At 71.0% G+C, this 16,789-nt stretch carries 21 protein-coding genes; 12 read left to right on the forward strand and 9 right to left on the reverse strand.

Features of this window, described 5'->3' with window-relative positions; genetic code table 11:
* Nucleotides 1-3: 3 nt before the first annotated feature.
* The gene (locus tag ABZZ74_RS33670; protein ID WP_356771469.1) at nt 4-1,440 is read right to left on the reverse strand and encodes a regulator; all 1,437 of its coding nucleotides are present in this window, start codon (nt 1,438-1,440) and stop codon (nt 4-6) included.
* A gap of 254 nt (nt 1,441-1,694) precedes the next feature.
* On the opposite strand from ABZZ74_RS33670, the gene lipB reads away from it, so the two are divergent.
* From lipB to ABZZ74_RS33690, 4 genes are all read left to right on the forward strand, one after another.
* Nucleotides 1,695-2,495 (forward strand): lipoyl(octanoyl) transferase LipB, encoded by an 801-nt coding sequence (lipB, locus tag ABZZ74_RS33675; protein WP_356771471.1) that lies wholly within the window; start codon nt 1,695-1,697, stop codon nt 2,493-2,495.
* 74 nt (nt 2,496-2,569) lie between these two features.
* The gene (gene lipA, locus ABZZ74_RS33680) at nt 2,570-3,559 is read left to right on the forward strand and encodes a lipoyl synthase (protein ID WP_133042948.1); all 990 of its coding nucleotides are present in this window, start codon (nt 2,570-2,572) and stop codon (nt 3,557-3,559) included.
* Between the two features lie 258 nt (nt 3,560-3,817).
* Complete coding sequence (locus ABZZ74_RS33685) at nt 3,818-4,018, forward strand: hypothetical protein (protein ID WP_133042949.1); 201 nt, start codon at nt 3,818-3,820, stop codon at nt 4,016-4,018.
* Between the two features lie 89 nt (nt 4,019-4,107).
* On the forward strand, nt 4,108-4,809 hold the full coding sequence (locus ABZZ74_RS33690) for a DUF4191 domain-containing protein (RefSeq protein ID WP_133042950.1): 702 nt from the start codon (nt 4,108-4,110) through the stop codon (nt 4,807-4,809).
* 85 nt (nt 4,810-4,894) lie between these two features.
* Here the strand turns inward: ABZZ74_RS33690 and ABZZ74_RS33695 are convergent, their stop codons facing one another.
* A complete protein-coding gene (locus tag ABZZ74_RS33695; RefSeq protein ID WP_356771474.1) occupies nt 4,895-5,365 on the reverse strand; it encodes an RDD family protein in 471 nt (156 codons plus the stop codon).
* Between the two features lie 197 nt (nt 5,366-5,562).
* Here ABZZ74_RS33695 and glnA point away from each other — a divergent pair, with 197 nt between their 5' ends.
* The 4 genes from glnA to ABZZ74_RS33715 all read left to right on the forward strand — a co-directional run bounded on the left by glnA (nt 5,563) and on the right by ABZZ74_RS33715 (nt 8,982).
* Nucleotides 5,563-6,972: a type I glutamate--ammonia ligase gene (glnA, locus tag ABZZ74_RS33700; RefSeq protein WP_133042952.1), complete on the forward strand. Its 1,410-nt coding sequence runs from the start codon at nt 5,563-5,565 to the stop codon at nt 6,970-6,972.
* A 123-nt stretch (nt 6,973-7,095) separates the two neighbouring features.
* Nucleotides 7,096-7,353, forward strand: a complete 258-nt coding sequence (locus tag ABZZ74_RS33705; protein WP_356771476.1) for a hypothetical protein — start codon at nt 7,096-7,098, stop codon at nt 7,351-7,353.
* 123 nt (nt 7,354-7,476) lie between these two features.
* A complete protein-coding gene (gene htpX, locus ABZZ74_RS33710) occupies nt 7,477-8,394 on the forward strand; it encodes a zinc metalloprotease HtpX (RefSeq protein ID WP_356771478.1) in 918 nt (305 codons plus the stop codon).
* Nucleotides 8,395-8,397: 3 nt separating this feature from the next.
* A complete protein-coding gene (locus ABZZ74_RS33715; protein ID WP_208779301.1) occupies nt 8,398-8,982 on the forward strand; it encodes a hypothetical protein in 585 nt (194 codons plus the stop codon).
* A gap of 15 nt (nt 8,983-8,997) precedes the next feature.
* Here the strand turns inward: ABZZ74_RS33715 and ABZZ74_RS33720 are convergent, their stop codons facing one another.
* The 6 genes from ABZZ74_RS33720 to ABZZ74_RS33745 all read right to left on the reverse strand — a co-directional run bounded on the left by ABZZ74_RS33720 (nt 8,998) and on the right by ABZZ74_RS33745 (nt 13,058).
* Nucleotides 8,998-9,270 (reverse strand): hypothetical protein, encoded by a 273-nt coding sequence (locus ABZZ74_RS33720; protein WP_133042956.1) that lies wholly within the window; start codon nt 9,268-9,270, stop codon nt 8,998-9,000.
* A 205-nt stretch (nt 9,271-9,475) separates the two neighbouring features.
* Nucleotides 9,476-10,198, reverse strand: a complete 723-nt coding sequence (locus ABZZ74_RS33725) for a GAF and ANTAR domain-containing protein (protein ID WP_356771480.1) — start codon at nt 10,196-10,198, stop codon at nt 9,476-9,478.
* Between the two features lie 107 nt (nt 10,199-10,305).
* Nucleotides 10,306-11,169, reverse strand: coding sequence for a GAF domain-containing protein (locus ABZZ74_RS33730; RefSeq protein WP_356771482.1), 864 nt, complete (start codon nt 11,167-11,169; stop codon nt 10,306-10,308).
* 23 nt (nt 11,170-11,192) lie between these two features.
* A complete protein-coding gene (locus tag ABZZ74_RS33735; RefSeq protein ID WP_356771484.1) occupies nt 11,193-11,450 on the reverse strand; it encodes a hypothetical protein in 258 nt (85 codons plus the stop codon).
* Nucleotides 11,441-11,695 (reverse strand): chemotaxis protein CheB, encoded by a 255-nt coding sequence (locus ABZZ74_RS33740; RefSeq protein WP_356771486.1) that lies wholly within the window; start codon nt 11,693-11,695, stop codon nt 11,441-11,443. The genes ABZZ74_RS33735 and ABZZ74_RS33740 overlap by 10 nt, the downstream gene beginning before the upstream one ends.
* A gap of 22 nt (nt 11,696-11,717) precedes the next feature.
* The gene (locus tag ABZZ74_RS33745; RefSeq protein ID WP_356771488.1) at nt 11,718-13,058 is read right to left on the reverse strand and encodes a DUF2252 domain-containing protein; all 1,341 of its coding nucleotides are present in this window, start codon (nt 13,056-13,058) and stop codon (nt 11,718-11,720) included.
* Nucleotides 13,059-13,261: 203 nt separating this feature from the next.
* Here ABZZ74_RS33745 and ABZZ74_RS33750 point away from each other — a divergent pair, with 203 nt between their 5' ends.
* Both ABZZ74_RS33750 and ABZZ74_RS33755 read left to right on the forward strand, forming a co-directional pair.
* Nucleotides 13,262-13,777, forward strand: coding sequence for a putative immunity protein (locus ABZZ74_RS33750; RefSeq protein WP_356771490.1), 516 nt, complete (start codon nt 13,262-13,264; stop codon nt 13,775-13,777).
* A gap of 94 nt (nt 13,778-13,871) precedes the next feature.
* Nucleotides 13,872-15,056: a winged helix DNA-binding domain-containing protein gene (locus tag ABZZ74_RS33755; protein ID WP_356771492.1), complete on the forward strand. Its 1,185-nt coding sequence runs from the start codon at nt 13,872-13,874 to the stop codon at nt 15,054-15,056.
* 46 nt (nt 15,057-15,102) lie between these two features.
* On the opposite strand, the gene ABZZ74_RS33760 is transcribed toward ABZZ74_RS33755, so the two are convergent.
* Nucleotides 15,103-15,411 (reverse strand): hypothetical protein, encoded by a 309-nt coding sequence (locus tag ABZZ74_RS33760; protein WP_133042964.1) that lies wholly within the window; start codon nt 15,409-15,411, stop codon nt 15,103-15,105.
* Between the two features lie 150 nt (nt 15,412-15,561).
* Here ABZZ74_RS33760 and ABZZ74_RS33765 point away from each other — a divergent pair, with 150 nt between their 5' ends.
* Together ABZZ74_RS33765 and ABZZ74_RS33770 are read left to right on the forward strand one after the other, a co-directional pair.
* A complete protein-coding gene (locus ABZZ74_RS33765) occupies nt 15,562-15,924 on the forward strand; it encodes an arsenate reductase family protein (RefSeq protein WP_356771494.1) in 363 nt (120 codons plus the stop codon).
* Between the two features lie 157 nt (nt 15,925-16,081).
* Nucleotides 16,082-16,786 carry a hypothetical protein gene (locus ABZZ74_RS33770; protein ID WP_356771496.1) on the forward strand — a complete coding sequence of 235 codons (705 nt, stop codon included), beginning with the start codon at nt 16,082-16,084 and terminating at the stop codon, nt 16,784-16,786.
* Nucleotides 16,787-16,789: the final 3 nt, after the last annotated feature.

Consider the following 16,789-nt stretch of genomic DNA (forward strand, 5'->3'; position numbering starts at 1 on the left):
GAACTACCCCAGCGCCGCCACCTTGTCCCGATAACCCCTCACCGGTGCCGCGTCCTTGTACGGCTCCAGGCGGCGCTCGAAGTCCCTCACGTACTCGGTCGCCCGGACCGACCGCATGTCCGCCGCGGCGCTCGCCGCCTCCGCTCCCAGCGCGCACGCCTGGTCCAGCTCACCCAGGCCCAGGCGGGCGGAGGCGAGGACGACGCGGCAGAAGAGGCGGCTGCGGGCGTACGCCGGCGCACGCAGCTGCAGCGACCGCTCGGCGTGCTGCACCGCGGCCCGGAACTGCTGCAGATCCCGGTGCGCGTGCCCGAACTCGTCGGCCAGCTGCGCCTCGTCGAAGAACCGCGCCCAGTACGGCACCTCGTCCCCCGGGCGCGCCGCCTCCAGCGCGCGCTCGGCCCGTACCAGCGAGGCCGTGCAGTTGCGGACCTCGCCGAGCACGCCGTGCCCCCGCGCCTCCGCCGCGTGCAGCAGGGCCTGCACCACGGGCGGCGCGTTCGTCCCCGCCCCCTGCTGGGCCACGCGGGCGAGCTGGACCGCCTCCCGACCGTGCCCGAGATAGACGGCCTGCCGGCTCATGGTCACCAGGACGTAGGAGCCGTACGCCCGGTCCCCGGCCGCCTGCGCGAGCCGCAGCGCCTGCACGAAGTACCGCTGCGCGAGTCCGTGCGCGGCGATGTCGTACGAGGTCCAGCCCGCGAGCCGGGTGAGGTCGGCCGCCGCCGCGAACAGCTTGCGGCCGGTCTCCTCGCCGTAGGTGCCGCGCAGCATCGGCTCGCACTCGTGCTCCAGGTATCGCACGAGCGCCTGCCGGGCGTGTCCGCCGCCGTACATGTCGTCGAGGGTGCGGAAGAGCTCGCCGACCGAGCGGAGCGCGTTGATGTCGCCGCCGGTGACCCGCTGGCCGGGTCCGCGGTCGCCCTGTCCGCGCTGGCGCGGTACGGCCGGCCGGCCCTGTGGGGGCAGACGGGCGGGCTGTTCGGCGCGGGCCACCTTGTCGTCGGGCCGCCCGATCAGCCAGTCCCGGCTCGGCACGACCAGCCCGGCCGGCGTGAACGCGATCTTGCGCAGCTCGGCGTGCGAGCCGGAGTCCTTGCGCCACAGCCCGCTGACGATGTCGATGGCCTCCTCGGGCGTGCCGGCGAACTCCAGCCCGGCGTACACCGGCGCACACGCGTCGAGGCCGAGGTCCTGGGCGGTGAGTCTGCGCCCCAGGCGCCGGGTGAACACCTCGGCGATCAGGGCGGGAGTGGTGCCGCGCGGCTGCTGCCCGCGCAGCCAGCGCGTCACGGAGGTCTTGTCGTATCTCAGATCAAGTCCGTGTTCGAGACCGAGTTGGTCCACGCGCCGGGCGAGCCCCGCGTTGGAGAACCCCGCTTCTGCGATGAGCGCAGCGAGCTGTCGGTTGGGAGTGCGCTGCGCGGGTCGTTCCGTCATCTGCGGTGCGGTCTCCTGCCTTTCGGGCCTTCCCCGGGGCCGAGGTGGCCTCGAGAGCCCGGATTGCCTGTGAGCAGCCCTTATGGCCTCTGTGAACGGCGCGAATGTAGCGGAGAGTGAGCAGGCGGTCGCTCGCTTCCCCGTTCGTTCATCCGATCGTGTGAGGATTGGCCGCTGGGCTGACGCGTGACGGTCGGTCGTACAGTGGCGTAGGCACGTTTCGTGCCTTACGACCTTCTAGGGAGGCGCTTGCCGTGAGTGAGCTGCGGTTCGTCCGTATGGGATTCGGTGCCGAGGCCGTGGACTACCAGGTGGCGTGGGACGAGCAGCGCCGGGTGCACGCGGCGCGCTTCGCGGACGAGATCCCCGACACCGTGCTGCTCCTGGAGCACCCGCCGGTCTACACGGCCGGCCGGCGCACGGCGGACAACGAGCGCCCCCTCGACGGCACCCCGGTCATCGACGTGGACCGCGGCGGCAAGATCACCTGGCACGGCCCGGGCCAGCTGGTCGGCTACCCCATCCAGAAGCTCCCGCGTCCGGTGGACGTGGTCGCGCACCTGCGCCGGCTCGAAGAGGCGATGATCCGGGTCTGCGCGGAGTTCGGCGTCGAGACCAGCCGGGTGGAGGGCCGGGCCGGCGTCTGGGTCCTCGGCGACCCCGTGGAGCAGCGCCCGGCCCTGGGCGGGCTCTCCCTCGACTTCGACCCCCGCCTGGCCGACGAGGAGTTCGACCCCCGCCTCAACGGCCCCGAGTACGCCCCCTCCAACGCCGGCCAGCGCCGTGAGGACCGCAAGATCTGCGCCATGGGCATCCGGGTCGCCAAGGGCGTCACGATGCACGGCTTCGCCCTGAACGTGAACCCGGACACCTCCAACTTCGACAAGATCATCCCCTGCGGCATCCGCGACGCGGGCGTCACCTCCCTCGCGCACGAGCTGGGCCGCGAGCTGACCATCGCCGACGTACTGCCGGTCGTGGAGCGCCACTTGACGGACGTACTCGGGAACGCGGACCTGAGGCCGAGGGTGATCGAGAAGACACCGGCGGCCTGAACACGGGCCTGGGCTTTCAAATCCACGGGCGTACCCTTGAGCACGCCGAAGAATCAATCGCTAGGGAGCCGGTCGTGTCCGCAGTCAACCCCGACGGACGCAAGATGCTGCGCCTGGAGGTCCGCAACAGCCAGACCCCCATCGAGCGCAAGCCCGAGTGGATCAAGACGCGGGCGAAAATGGGTCCCGAGTACACCAAGATGCAGAACCTCGTGAAGAGCGAGGGCCTGCACACGGTCTGCCAGGAAGCCGGCTGCCCCAACATCTACGAGTGCTGGGAGGACCGCGAGGCGACCTTCCTCATCGGCGGCGACCAGTGCACCCGGCGCTGCGACTTCTGCCAGATCGACACCGGCAAGCCCGAGGCCCTCGACCGTGACGAGCCGCGCCGCGTCGGCGAGTCCGTGGTCACCATGGACCTGAACTACGCCACCATCACCGGCGTCGCCCGCGACGACCTGGCGGACGGCGGCGCCTGGCTGTACGCGGAGACGGTCCGCCAGATCCACGCCCAGACGGCCGGCCGCGAGGGCGGCCACACCAAGGTCGAGCTTCTCGCCCCCGACTTCAACGCGGTCCCCGAGCAGCTGGCCGAGGTCTTCTCCTCCCGCCCCGAGGTCTTCGCGCACAACGTCGAGACGGTCCCCCGCATCTTCAAGCGCATCCGCCCCGGCTTCCGCTACGAGCGCTCGCTGAAGGTCATCACCGAGGCCCGCGACGTCGGCCTGGTCACCAAGTCGAACCTCATCCTCGGCATGGGCGAGACCCGCGAGGAGGTCAGCGACGCGCTGCGGCAGCTGCACGAGGCCGGCTGCGAGCTGGTCACCATCACGCAGTACCTGCGCCCGAGCGTCCGGCACCACCCCGTGGAGCGCTGGGTCAAGCCGCAGGAGTTCGTGGAGCTGAAGGAGGAGGCCGAGCAGATCGGCTTCTCCGGCGTCATGTCCGGCCCGCTGGTCCGCTCCTCCTACCGCGCCGGCCGGCTGTACCAGATGGCCGTGGAGCTGCGTCAATCAGCTGCTCCGCAGCGGGGCGGCGCCTACGTCGCCTCCCAGGCGGTCTGATGGCACGGAGTGCCACTCCAAACGTGTGAATCTGCGCACAAATAGCTACCCATGAGTAGTGGCCGATTGAACGCGGTCCTGAACGTCCTCGCTGCTAGCGGCGTCGTCAGGGCCGCGTCAATGTTTTCGCGCCACGAATCAAGGCTTCATTGGTGTTTGACCGGTCGGTCACGCCCTGGTAACACCAATCAGTGACCCTGGTTGTACAGCCCGTGCACCACTCACCACAGCCGCCGATCCCGAGGGGGGACCTCGACCATGCAGGCCGCGCCGGTTCGCGCCACCGCCATCCCGTCGTTCACCGATGCACTCCGTGCCGTCGAGTCGTTGCTCATGAGCGGCGGCCAGCGCACCGCCCGCCGCAACGCCTGGACCTCCGTCCTGGAGGACCGCCGCCGCGCCAAGGACCGGGTCGAGGCCCAGCGCGTCCTCGACCAGTTCCCCTCCGTCCGTCCCTGAACCATCTCCCCCTCCCTTCCCGCTCCCTTCCCCCCTCCTTCCCGGCACTGCCGTCGTCGGCGCTTGTGGGGCCACGTAGACTTCGTGGCATGGCGAGGAAGGACAACGCGGCGGATGCCGCTAACCCCGGGCGACTGAAGCAGATCGCCCTGACGTACAAGATGACCCGCAAGGCCGACAAGAAGATCGGTCTTGTACTCGCGGCTGTCGGCATCGGCATCTTCGGTGTTTTCCTCGCGATCGGCTTCTTGATCGGTCACCCCATCTATCTCGGCATCCTGGGCCTGCTGCTCGCCTTCCTCGGAACGGCGATCGTGTTCGGGCGCCGGGCCGAGCGGGCCGCCTTCGGGCAGATGGAGGGCCAGCCGGGCGCCGCCGCGGCCGTGCTGGACAACATCGGCCGGGGCTGGACCACCACCCCCGCGGTGGCGATGAACCGCAGCCAGGACGTGGTGCACCGGGCCGTCGGCAAGGCCGGCATCGTCCTGGTCGCCGAGGGCAACCCGAACCGGGTCAAGACCCTGCTGGCCGCCGAGAAGAAGAAGATGAACCGCATCGTCGCGGACGTGCCGGTGCACGACATCATCGTCGGCACGGGCGACGGCCAGGTGGAGCTGAAGAAGGTGCGCACCACCATGCTGAAGCTCCCGCGCGTGCTGACCGGCCCCCAGGTGACCGCCACCAACGACCGGCTGCGCGCCTTGGGCGACCTGATGAGCAACATGCCGCTGCCCAAGGGCCCGATGCCGAAGGGCATGAAGCTGCCGAAGGGCGGGCCGAAGGCCCGCTGACCTTCCCTCGACCGACCTTTCTTGACGCGAAGGGGCGCCCGCAGGTGCGGGCGCCCCTTCGCGTTGTCCGGTGCGGTACGACCGGTCAGATACGCACCTCGACCGTGCGGGCCAGTCGGTCGTGCAGGCCCCTGCCGTCGCGGTCCCAGATGAGGGCCGGGATGGCGACGCACAGCAGGGCCGTGCGCAGGACGCTCCGCAGGAAGGTGGGCTGCCCCGTGGCCAGGTCGACCACGCGCAGGCCGAAGAGGCGCTTGCCGGGGGTGAAGCCGATCGTGCCTACGGTGAGGACGCCGAGGACGAAGAAGACCAGCAGCGCCCAGTTCCCGGTCGCGCCGGGTTGGTAGCCGTGCGTGATGAGACCGTATGCGATCAAGAGGCACAGCCCCCAGTCGACGGCCAGGGCGCCGAACCGGCGCCCGGGGCGGGCGATCGAGCCCGGTCCCTGCTCGGGCAGACCGAGCTGTTCGCCTCTGTATCCGAAGTCGACACCGGCGTCCTCGGCGGCCGCCCGGGGGCCCGAGAGCCACGATCCCACTGCTTCCCTCTTGTCCACGCGTCCACGGTACTGCCACCGTTTCGGGATACGGACAGGTGGGGTCAACCGGACCCGCTCCGGTTAACTTGTGCGAAACAAATGGGTCACGCCCGAGAAATCCCGCGTCCCTAGGGTCGAGGTCAGCGTGTGCCACCGCACTGGCCGCACGAACGAACTACCACCCCGGCAAGGCGGTCGGGAGTAGGAGGAGCTGGATGTTCCAGAACGCCGACGAGGCCAAGAAGTTCATCGCGGACGAGGACGTCAAGTTCGTCGACGTCCGCTTCTGCGACCTGCCGGGCGTCATGCAGCACTTCACGGTGCCCGTCGAGGCGTTCGACCCGGACGACGAGCTCGCCTTCGACGGATCCTCGATCCGTGGTTTCCAGGCGATCCACGAGTCCGACATGGCGCTGCGCGCGGACCTGTCGACCGCCCGGGTCGACCCCTTCCGCCGGGACAAGACGCTCAACATCAACTTCTTCATCCACGACCCGATCACGGGCGAGCAGTACTCCCGTGACCCGCGCAACGTGGCGAAGAAGGCCGAGGCCTACCTCGCCTCCACCGGTGTCGCGGACACCGCGTACTTCGGTCCCGAGGCCGAGTTCTACGTTTTCGACAGCGTGCGTTTCGCCACCACGTCGAACGAGTCCTTCTACCACATCGACTCCGAGGCCGGCGCCTGGAACACCGGCGCCCTCGAGGACAACCGTGGCTACAAGGTCCGCTACAAGGGCGGCTACTTCCCGGTCCCGCCGGTCGACCACTTCGCCGACCTGCGCGCCGAGATCTCCCTGGAGCTGGAGAAGTCCGGCCTGAAGGTCGAGCGCCAGCACCACGAGGTCGGCACCGCCGGCCAGGCGGAGATCAACTACAAGTTCAACACGCTGCTCGCCGCGGCCGACGACCTCCAGCTCTTCAAGTACATCGTGAAGAACGTCGCCTGGCGCAACGGCAAGACCGCGACCTTCATGCCGAAGCCGATCTTCGGCGACAACGGCTCGGGCATGCACGTGCACCAGTCGCTGTGGGCCAACGGCGACCCGCTGTTCTACGACGAGGCCGGTTACGCGGGCCTGTCGGACACCGCCCGGTACTACATCGGCGGCATCCTCAAGCACGCCCCGTCGCTGCTGGCCTTCACCAACCCGACGGTGAACTCCTACCACCGTCTGGTGCCGGGCTTCGAGGCGCCGATCAACCTGGTGTACTCGCAGCGCAACCGCTCCGCGGCCATGCGTATCCCGATCACGGGCTCCAACCCGAAGGCCAAGCGCGTCGAGTTCCGCGCGCCCGACTCCTCCGGCAACCCGTACCTGGCCTTCTCGGCCCTGCTGCTCGCGGGCCTGGACGGCATCAAGAACAAGATCGAGCCCGCCGAGCCGATCGACAAGGACCTCTACGAGCTGGCTCCCGAGGAGCACGCGAACGTCGCGCAGGTCCCGACCTCGCTCCCGGCCGTTCTCGACTCCCTCGAGCGCGACCACGAGTTCCTGCTCGCCGGTGACGTCTTCACGGCCGACCTGATCGAGACCTGGATCGACTTCAAGCGCGCCAACGAGATCGCCCCGCTGCAGCTGCGTCCGCACCCGCACGAGTTCGAGCTCTACTTCGACGTGTGATCGGCCCCTGAGCCGTCTTCTCGGCCTCGCCCCCGTTCCGGTTTCCCGGGACGGGGGCGTCGTCGTATGGTGTGCAGCACAGCTGTTCGACGGGGGCGGCGGTGTCGAGGGGGAGAGACGGGGATGGCCCAACAGGACGATGCCGAGCGGGAGTTCGACCTCTGGTGGGCGGACCGGGCGGAGCACAAGGAGCCCTCGGCGCGGGCCCGGATGCTGGCCGCGCGCTGGCGGGAGAACCCGCCCGAGCCGCAGCCCTTCCGCGCCGACCCCGGGCCGGTGACTCCGCGCAGGTCCTCGTGGATGTCGACGGCGCTGGTGTTCGGGACCGTGGCGGTGGTGATCGTACTGCTGGGATGGGTGCGTTTCCGAGCGCCGTACTAGGCCGGTCGCGGGGCCTCCCACAGGGACCTTTTGCAGCCCCTAGGGCCGTTCGGGACCACTTCATGGGACGCGCCAGGTGCACACTGGCAGTGGGACGAGTGCCTGACTGCGGGGTGATGCACAATGCAGAGCCGTTTCCGGAGCGACCGGCGGCTGACCGTGCGGATGACGGTCACGATGTTCCTGCTCGGATTGCTGTACGTGGCCTTCGTCGCCGCGTTGATCGTGTTGCTGAAGTCCTGGCTGCTGGTCGTGGTGCTGATGGCGGCCATGTTCGTCGCCCAGTTCTGGTTCTCCGACCGGATCGCGATGTTCGCCATGCGCGGGCGGGTCGTGGAGCGCGAGGAGTATCCCGAGCTGCACGCGGTGATCGACCGGCTGTGCGCGATCGCCGACATGCCCAAGCCCGTCGTCGCCGTGTCCGATATGGACATGCCCAACGCGTTCGCCACGGGACGCAACGCCGACCATGCCGTGGTCTGTGTGACGACCGGACTGCTGCGGCGGCTGGAGCCCGCCGAGCTGGAGGGCGTCCTCGCGCACGAGCTGTCGCACGTCGCGCACAAGGACGTCGCCGTCATCACCATCGCGTCGTTCCTGGGCGTGATCGCGGGACTGATCGTGCGGTTCGCCTTCTACTCCCAGCTGTTCGGCGGCGGACGCCGGGACCAGAACACCGCGGCGATCTTCGCCGCCGTCATGGGTGTGTCGGCGGCCGTCTACGCGATCAGCTTCCTGCTGATCAGGGCGCTGTCCCGGTACCGGGAACTGGCCGCGGACCGGGCGGCGGCGCTGCTGACCGGGCGGCCCTCGGCGCTGGCCTCCGCGCTGACCAAGGTCTCCGGCGACATCGCCCGGATCCCGACCAAGGACCTGCGGACCGCGCAGGCCTTCAACGCCTTCTACTTCACCCCCGCGACCGGCAAGGAGCCCGGCATCGAGCGGCTCTTCTCCACCCACCCGAGCCTGGAACAACGGCTCGACCAGCTGGGCCGGATCTCGGCCGAGCTGGGTGAGGCACCCACCCCCGGAAAGGCGTGATGCATGGGGCTCCTGGACATCCTGCTCGGCCGCACCAAGCCGGCTCTGCCCGACCTTGACCAGCTCTTCGCGCTGCCGTCGGCGGCCGTGACCCTCGAGGCCGCGGCCGGTTTCACACCGACCGGCACCGGCGCGGTGTGCTTCGCCACGGTCGAGGGCGCCGCCTTCGAGCAGACGCACCGGGAGGTCCAGGCCCTGCTGGACGCGGACGCCGACCGCGACGGACCGCCGGTGGAGCTGAGCCAGGACGAGTTCGGCTACTCCTGGCTGGTCTCGCGCCGCTCCCCCGAGCAGCTGTCGGAGCTCGTCAACGACCTCCACGCGGTGAACAGTTCGATGGAGGTCAACGGCTTCGGGCCACAACTGCTGTGTTCCCTGGCCGCGTTCGAGGGCGAGGGCGGCAAGCGGCTGGCGCTGGTGTACCTCTACAAGCGCGGCACGTTCTATCCGTTCGCGCCGCTGCCCGGTGCCGGACAGCGGCGCGACAACGCGCTAGAACTGCAGGTGAAGGCCGCGCTCGCCGGTGACCTGCGGATGGAACAGGACCTGAGCCGGTGGTTCCCGGTGTGGGGCGCACCCGGCTTGTAGTTCCGGCCTGTTGTCCTACTTGCCGCGCTCCTGCCGGCGCGCCTCGAGGGGGTGCTCACGCCGGTAGCGGCGCTCCCACTTGGCCTGCTGGTCACGGCGCTTGCGATAGGCCTGGTAGGTGGCGGGGGCCGATCCCGACGCGCCGCCTCCCCCGGAGGACGACGGCGAGGAGTCACGGCCGTACTGCAGGTAGAGGAAGAGGACGCCGGCCGCGGCCAGCCACCACACGTGGTTTCCGAATCCCAAGAGGACCAGGACGACGGTCCCGGCGATCAACATGGTGCCCATCACGGGCCTCCGTGAGCGTGGGTCGATGAGCGATCTGGACGTCCGACGGGGCGCTGGGGGAGGGCGTCCGTCCGTCGGTGCGTAGAGAGTAGCCCTGAGAGCGGGGGGTGATGCCTGCCCGGGGGCAAGCGGTGGTGAGCGGCTCCGCAACGCTTGTCCAGCGTAGGGAGACGGTCACTCCGCGTGCATCCCGTTTTTTCGGCGGCTACTGCGACCGGAGGTCCAGGCGGTGCTCCACCACCTCGCGGGCCACCTCGCTGAGGCGGCGGCGGTGGGAGCGGGCGTGGGCGCGCAGCAGGCGGAAGGCCTCGTCGACGGTGACCGAGAGGCGGGCGGCCAGCGTGCCCTTGGCCTGCTCGATGATGACGCGGCTGGTCAGGGCCTCACCGAGCTGGTCGGCGAGGGCGCGGCTCGCGGACAGGCGCCGCTCCCGGTCCAGGGTCCACCCGGCCACGTCGGTGAGGGACTGGCCCAGTTCCAGCAGCTCGGGGCGCGGCGCGGTCCTGCCGCGGCCCAGCAGCACCAGGGCGCCCAGGGTGTCGGCGCCGACGTGCAGGGGCAGGGCCGCGACCCGACCGTAGCCCAGCTCCAGGGCGCGGGGCGTGTAGCGCGGCCAGTCGCGGCGCGCCCGCTCCCCGTCGAGTTGGGTGTCCGGCACCGGGTGGCCGGTGCGATGGGCCTGCTGCCCCGGCCACTCGCCCCAGACGGCGGCGTCGCGGGCCAGTCGGATGAGGTCGGCGCCGGTGCCGGCCACCTGGGCGGCGGCGTGGTCGTCGGGGACGTACACGACGGTCGCGGCGAAGCCGCCGAGCAGTTCGGTGCCGTGGGTCGCGAGGGCCTCCAGGAGACCGGTGGGGTCGGAGCGCGCCGTGGTCTCCCCGCCGGCCGCGAGGTCGACGAACGCCTTCGCCAGCCGTTGCTGTGACACGGGGTTGATCATGACCTCTGTCCGCCTCCCGGGACGCTCGCCTCGACCCTGTCGGTCACGCGCTCTCCGCTGCCCTTTACGGGTTCCCGCTTCCGCTGTCCGACACCTCAGCCGAGCCGCAGCTCCCCGTTCAGCACCCGCTCGGCCACGGAGCGGGCGGAGACGCCCTCCGCGAAGGCGTGCGCCTTGATCAGTTCCAGTGCGTCGGCCACCGGGCAGTCGAGCTGCACGGAGACCATCCCGGCTGCCTGGTGCACCTGGGCGCGCAGGTTGGCCGCTCCGTACAGGTCGGGCTCGCCGTCCGGGCCGAGGATCATCGAGCGGGTGAGCGCCTCGGCGATCTCGATGAAGGAGTCCGTGCCGACGAGACCGGGGGCGGGGTCGAACACGGCGAGGGCGCCGACACAGGCGCCCGAGAGGCTGAGCGGTACGGCGGCCACCTTGTCGATGCCGAGTTCGGTCACCGCGGGACCGTAACCGGGCCAGCGGTGGGCCAGCGCCGCGCCGGCGGCCGTGATGGGGCGGACCTCGGCGGCCGCGTCCCGGGCCGGTCCCTCGCCGAGCAGGAACTCCAGTTCCTGGGCGGCGCGGGCGTGCTCGTCCGAGGCGGCCACGGTGAGCTGCTCCGAGGCCGCTGAGACCAGGGTGAGGGCGGCGCTGCCGGTGCCGCAGGCCTCGGCGACCCCGGTCATGAAGCGGGGCCGGGGAGTACCGCGCTGCCCGGCCCATTGGGCGAGCCGACCCGCGTAGTCGTCCTGGAGGCGTGCCGCGGTCAGATGGCAGTGTGCCGTCGACCGGTGGAGCTTGGCCATGCGCAGATGCGCCGCGCGCAGCGCCTCCGTGGGCGCCTCGGCGGCCAGGGCCTCGCACAGCTCGGCGCGGATGGTCTCAAGCGCCGAACGGGCACGCGCGACGGCGGCTTTCCGCTCGGCGGAAATCTTGCTCTGCGTCGCCCCGCCTTCGGTGGCCATACCGGGATCGTACGCCCCGCCCGTCATCCGGAGGCGTTGCTGCGGCCTCCTCCATGAGCAGGACCACTCCGCCGTTGTGGCCGTCGAAGGCTGCACTGCACCTGACAGGTGATTCTGCGGCCCAGGCGGTTGACCGCGGGCACCGGCAGCGGCACCCCTCGCTTGCCCGATTCGACGCACTGCCGGATGGTCTCGCGCAGCTTCTCGGTGGGCAGCCCGAACTCCAGACCGTAGAAGGACTGGTCCAGCACCTCGTCGGGGCGCAGGCCCCTTAGGTCCACCGCGCCGCGGTTCCCCGGGTCTGCTCGTGGTCCTCGGCGAGCTTCACGGTCAGCGGCGTACGGCGGCTCAGGACGTCCGCGATGACCGTGCGATGCCGCGGGTCGAGGTGCTGGACGCTCAGCACCGGCACCGGCAGGGCGGCGTCCAGGCCGCCGAGCAGGGTGATCAGGCCGTTGATGCCGCCGGCCGAGGAGGCGACGGCGACGACCTCGAAGCCGTCGGACGGGCTCGCGGAATGTTGCACCCGGCCGGCGTAGACCCGCAGGTCACACCTCGGGAGCCGCCCGGATCACGCCGGCGGCGATCGCTGCGCCCAGGGCGGCGTGGTCCGCGGTGTTCTGGTCGGCGTAGGCGAGGGCGAAGTCGGCGACGGCGTGGTCGAAGGTGTCGGCGCCGCCGAGGTAGGCGGCGATGGCGACGCGGTCGCCGGAGCGGGCGTGGGCGCGGGCCAGGGCGGTGCCGCACAGCCGGGCGTAGGCGAGCAGGTCGCCGGGGCTCATCCCGGCGACGTCGGCGGAGCCCTTCATGTCCCGCAGTTGCCGCCAGTAGAAGGAGCGTCCCTGCGGCCCGCTCATCCACCCGAGGAAGACGTCACCGGCGGCCTGCAGCAGGCGTTGTCCGGCAACCACGCGGTGCCCGGGATGGACGTACGGGCCGGTCGGCAGATGGTCCTCCAGTACGGAGGTGCGGGCCTCCTTGATCTGCAGGAACAGCGGGTCGTCGGTGTCGCGGCCGGCTAGCAGCACGACGAAGCAGCGCAGACCGACGCTGCCGACGCCGACGACCTTGCGGGCGGCGTCCACGAAGCGGTAGCGGTCCAGCAGCAGACGGCGCTCCTCGGAGAGGGTGGAGCGGTAGTCGCTGAAGATCTTGCGCAGGGAGGCCGTGTCGGAGGCGCCGGCGGGTTCCAGCAGCGGCGGGTCGTGGACGATGCGCCGCCTGCCGTCAACGACCTCGGTCAGCTTGCCGACGGCCTGCAGGCTGGTGCGGCGGCGGGCGCGGGTGAGGCTGGCGGCGACCTGGCGGCGCCGGCGCGCGGAACGCGCGAGCGGCAGCAGGCGGTCGGCGTCGATGCGCTCGTACCAGACCTCCAGCTCACCTCGCGCGGCCAGCCGCCGCATGGTGGTCCGGTACGACGTGACCGCCTCCGTCGCCGCGCGGCGCACCTTGTCCTCGGTGTGGCCGTTCTCCCGGCCGGCGACGACGACGCTGGCGGCGAGCCGTTCGACGTCCCACTCGAAGGGGCCGGGGAACGTCTCGTCGAAGTCGTTGAGATCGAAGAGCAGCGTGCGCTCCGGCGACGCGTACAGCCCGAAGTTGAGCAGATGGGCGTCACCGCACAGCTGCACGGTGAGCCCGGTGTGCGGCCGGGAGGCCAGATCGGCGGCCATCACGGCGGTCGATCCGCGCAGGAAGGCGAACGGCGACGCGGCCATCCGCCCGTAGCGGATCGGCAGCAGTTCCGGCAGCCGGTCCCGCCCCTGCCGTTCCAGTACGGCGACGGGGTCGTCCCGGTCGACGGGCGCCACCCACCCGGCGTGCGCGGACCGCGAGACCCGCTTACGGGCGGCCTTGCCCTGTTCGGCTCGGTCGGCAGGGGAACTCACGCGACCCACCGCACAACCCCGTACCGCCCCATCACGCCTCCCACCACCTCGGCTCATCGCCGCGCCGCCTCTTTGATCGCAGTGAAGGCGGGGACGGGGGTGAGCGCATGCCGGGTACGGCGATCGGGTGACGGGAGGGGGTACGGTCGCGGATGCGCGTACCGGGACGGCGGGCGGACGCCGGCGGGAAGGAAGGCCGATCCATGATCCTCCCGAAGATCAGGGACCCTCGCTTCGTGACCGTCCGCCGTGGGGGGACCCTCACTGACGCGGATCACCGTCTCCTCGCCCTCTGGGCGGCGGACTGCGCGGAGCACGTCCTCGGCCTCTTCGAGTCGGCTCGCCCCGAGGACCCCCGACCGCGCCGGGCGATCGAGCAGGCCCGCGCCTGGGTGCGGGGCGAGGTCCGGATGATGGAGGCCCGTGCGGCGGGCGGTCATGCGATGGGAGCCGCTCGAGATCTGCGGGGCGCGGCACGGCACGCCGCGTACGCGGCCGGCCAGGCCGCGGTCGTCGCACACGTCGCCGCGCACGAGCTCGGTGCGGCCGCCTATGCGATCAAGGCCGCGCGCGCTGCCGTGCCGGAAGAGGAGAGCGCGGCCGCGGGACGGCTGGAGTGCCGGTGGCAGCGCGACCGGCTCCCGGAGGCGATCAGGGAGCTCGTACTCGACGACCAGCGCCTGCGCAACGACATCTGCTGGTCGGTCTTCGACTGCTGAGGCCGATCCACGCGGGCGGCGGCTCCGGCGGTGGGCGTTGTCAGTGGGGTTAGCCAAGATGGGAACACGGGTGCCGTGACGGGCGGAGGGTGTGATGGGTGACGGGGAGCGGTACATCGGGGTGGCCGAGCGGCGGGCGCGGCTGGCGGTGCGGCATCGGCTCGCGGCGGGGGCGCGGGGCGGCTCCCCGGAGGACGTCGCCGGTTCGCTCGTCGCGCTGCACGGGACGGACCCGGCGACCGTGTATCTCGCGGTGGGCGCGCGGCTGACGGACGCGGCGCGGACGGTGCCCGAGACGGAGCGGGCGCTGTACGACGACCGTTCCCTGGTGCGGATGCACGGCATGCGCCAGACGGTGTTCGTCTTCCCCACCGACCTCACCGCGGTCGTCCACGCGTCGACGGGCCTCGCCGTGGCCGCCAAGGCCCGCGCCAAGCTGGTGCAGGACATGGCGAGCGCGGGGGCGCCGGACGCGGCCTGGCTGAAGGAGGTCGAGGAGTCGCTGCTGGCCGCCCTGGCCCGCCGCGGCCAGGCGACGGCGACCGAACTCGCCCAGGACGACCCCCGGTTGCGGGAGCAGTTCGCGTACGCGGCCGGCAAGAGCTACGAGGGCGTCCACACCGTCTCGGGCCGGCTGCTGCGGGTGCTGGGTGTCGAGGGCAAGGTGGTCCGGGGCCGCCCGCTCGGCTCATGGACGTCGAGCCAGTTCCGCTGGGCGGTGGCGCCGGCGCATCCGGAGCTCGATGTGGCCGAGGCGCAGGCGGAGTTGATGAGGCGTTGGCTGGCCTCGTGCGGACCCGCGACCGAGGCCGACCTGAAGTGGTGGACGGGGTGGAGGGTCACCGACGTCCGGCGCGCGCTGGCGGCGATCGGGGCGCGGGAGGTGTCGGTCGACGAGGGCCGGGCGTACGTCACCGCGGACGACGTCGCTCCGGAGGGGTCCGTGGAGCCCTGGGCGGCACTGCTGCCCGCGCTGGATCCCACGGCGATGGGCTGGCAGGCACGGGACTGGTATCTGGCGTCGGAACTGCGGCCCTTGCTGTTCGACCGCAGCGGCAACGTGGGGCCGACGGTGTGGTGGGACGGACGGGTGGTCGGGGGCTGGGCCCAGCGCGCCGACGGAGAGATCGCGTGGCGGCTCCTCGACGAGAAGGGCGTGGGACACGAGGCGAAGGCGGCGATCGCCGCGGAGGTGGAGCGGTTGCGGGCCTGGATGGGGACGAGCCGGGTCACACCCCGCTTCCCGACGCCGGTGGACAAGGAGTTGGCGAGGGGGTAGCGGGCGGACGTGCCGGGCGCCCCGTGTGCGGCGCCCGGCACCAGCCTCATCGGCTGTAGCGCATCAGCGCCCGCACCATGTGGCACGTCGTGTCCGACGGCGGGTGGACTCCGATCAGTTCCGCCGTGTGCCGGATCGTCTCGTTGCGGGCCTGGTTCGGCATGTAGACGCCCGAGTCGAGCAGGGCGATGGCGAGACGCATCGCCTTCAGGCGCCGGTTGTGCGTGACGTACCACTCGCGGGGCCGGCCGGGCGGCAACGGGCGCTTCTCCACGGGTTCGTACGGCAGGTCGAGCAGGACGGGGCGCTTCACAGTGGACTGGGTCGGCTTCGGCTTCAGTGCGGCAGCGGGCACAGGCATCCTCCTGTCGCGGACAGGGTGTCCACCAGGGCCTTCGACGCCCCGGCAACACCCTCGAACACTTCTTCTAGTGTACCGCCCGCCACTGACAAAAGCCCCTGGCCACAAGGGCTTTCGGCGCTCCCCTCGCGTACCGTTGGCCCCATGGAGATCTGGATCAACCCGGCCTGTTCCAAGTGCCGCAGCGCCGTCAGCCTGCTCGACGCCGAGGGCGCGGACTACACCGTCCGCCGCTACCTGGAGGACGTACCGAGCGAGGACGAGATCAGGGACGTACTCGACCGTCTCGGGCTCGAACCGTGGGACATCACCCGCACCCAGGAGGCGGACGCGAAGGAGCTCGGTCTCAAGGAGTGGGCGCGGGACGCCGGTTCGCGGGACCGGTGGATCAGTGCACTCGCCGAGCGTCCCCGGCTGATCCAGCGTCCGATCATCACGGCGGACGACGGCACCGCGGTGGTGGGCCGCACCGAGGAGGCCGTACGCGAGGCGCTGTCGCGGGAATGACCGACGGTCGGGTGACCGACGGTCGAGTGACGAACGTTCGAGCGACCAACGCAGGTGTGATGCAGGTTACTTCAGGGACTCGTGTAACCACTGAGTAACCTCGTTCGGTATCTCGTACATAGCGACGTACGCTCCCCTACCTCTTCAGGAGGCGCGCATGTCGCGTAGGAGAACTGTCAGTACGAAGAAGAAGCTCGCGGTCCTGGTGAGCGCGGCGGCGGTGGCGGGCGGTGGGGCCTTCGCCATGGCGTCGACCTCGAACGCCGCACAGACCCCGCCGGCCGCGAAGACCCTGTCGGCCGCAAACTCGACGGTCTGTCAGGGGCTCGCTACCGCGCTCGGCAACAACCAGAGGTTCATCGCCGGGCAGAAGGCGAATCCGGACGCGCAGTCCGCCGCCCGGATCGCCAACCGTGAGGCGGTCATCGCGCAGATCAAGGTCCAGCAGCAGGCGTCGGGGTGCGCGGTTGGGGAGTCGGCTCAGGACTCCCAGGCCACGCAGCCCGCACAGCCCTCGCAGCAGCAGACCGCACAGCCGGCGCAGACGGCTCCCGCGGGAAACGCGAACTCCGGGGCGGGCGCGAACACCGGTGGCGGTGCCGCCTCCGGCTCCGCCCGGCAGGTCTGCAAGGGCTCCACCGTGACCCTCTCCGGCGAGGCCGGGGCGCCTGCCGCGTCCAGCAACCAGTTCCCCGCGGGGACGACGCTGAAGGTCACCAACCTGGACAACAACAAGTCCACGACGGTGAAGGTCACCTCGGTGTCCGGCAGTTGCGCCCTGCTCAACAACGCGGCCTTCGAACAGGTACGGGAGCCCGGCAAGTTCCTGATCCGGCGTGCGCTGATCGAGAAGGTGGGGTGAGGC

This window comes from Streptomyces sp. NPDC006476, from assembly GCF_040612015.1.
Classification (GTDB): domain Bacteria; phylum Actinomycetota; class Actinomycetes; order Streptomycetales; family Streptomycetaceae; genus Streptomyces; species Streptomyces griseorubiginosus_B.

What these genes read in the sequence shown, in the direction of transcription:
- ABZZ74_RS33670 (WP_356771469.1), bottom strand. Translation starts at nt 1,440, where the DNA reads ATGACGGAACGACCCGCGCAGCGCACTCCCAACCGACAGCTCGCTGCG.
- ABZZ74_RS33685 (WP_133042949.1), top strand. Translation starts at nt 3,818, where the DNA reads ATGCAGGCCGCGCCGGTTCGCGCCACCGCCATCCCGTCGTTCACCGAT.
- ABZZ74_RS33690 (WP_133042950.1), top strand. Translation starts at nt 4,108, where the DNA reads ATGGCGAGGAAGGACAACGCGGCGGATGCCGCTAACCCCGGGCGACTG.
- glnA (WP_133042952.1), top strand. Translation starts at nt 5,563, where the DNA reads ATGTTCCAGAACGCCGACGAGGCCAAGAAGTTCATCGCGGACGAGGAC.
- ABZZ74_RS33705 (WP_356771476.1), top strand. Translation starts at nt 7,096, where the DNA reads ATGGCCCAACAGGACGATGCCGAGCGGGAGTTCGACCTCTGGTGGGCG.
- htpX (WP_356771478.1), top strand. Translation starts at nt 7,477, where the DNA reads ATGCAGAGCCGTTTCCGGAGCGACCGGCGGCTGACCGTGCGGATGACG.
- ABZZ74_RS33715 (WP_208779301.1), top strand. Translation starts at nt 8,398, where the DNA reads ATGGGGCTCCTGGACATCCTGCTCGGCCGCACCAAGCCGGCTCTGCCC.
- ABZZ74_RS33720 (WP_133042956.1), bottom strand. Translation starts at nt 9,270, where the DNA reads ATGGGCACCATGTTGATCGCCGGGACCGTCGTCCTGGTCCTCTTGGGA.
- ABZZ74_RS33730 (WP_356771482.1), bottom strand. Translation starts at nt 11,169, where the DNA reads ATGGCCACCGAAGGCGGGGCGACGCAGAGCAAGATTTCCGCCGAGCGG.
- ABZZ74_RS33750 (WP_356771490.1), top strand. Translation starts at nt 13,262, where the DNA reads ATGATCCTCCCGAAGATCAGGGACCCTCGCTTCGTGACCGTCCGCCGT.
- ABZZ74_RS33755 (WP_356771492.1), top strand. Translation starts at nt 13,872, where the DNA reads ATGGGTGACGGGGAGCGGTACATCGGGGTGGCCGAGCGGCGGGCGCGG.
- ABZZ74_RS33765 (WP_356771494.1), top strand. Translation starts at nt 15,562, where the DNA reads ATGGAGATCTGGATCAACCCGGCCTGTTCCAAGTGCCGCAGCGCCGTC.
- ABZZ74_RS33770 (WP_356771496.1), top strand. Translation starts at nt 16,082, where the DNA reads ATGTCGCGTAGGAGAACTGTCAGTACGAAGAAGAAGCTCGCGGTCCTG.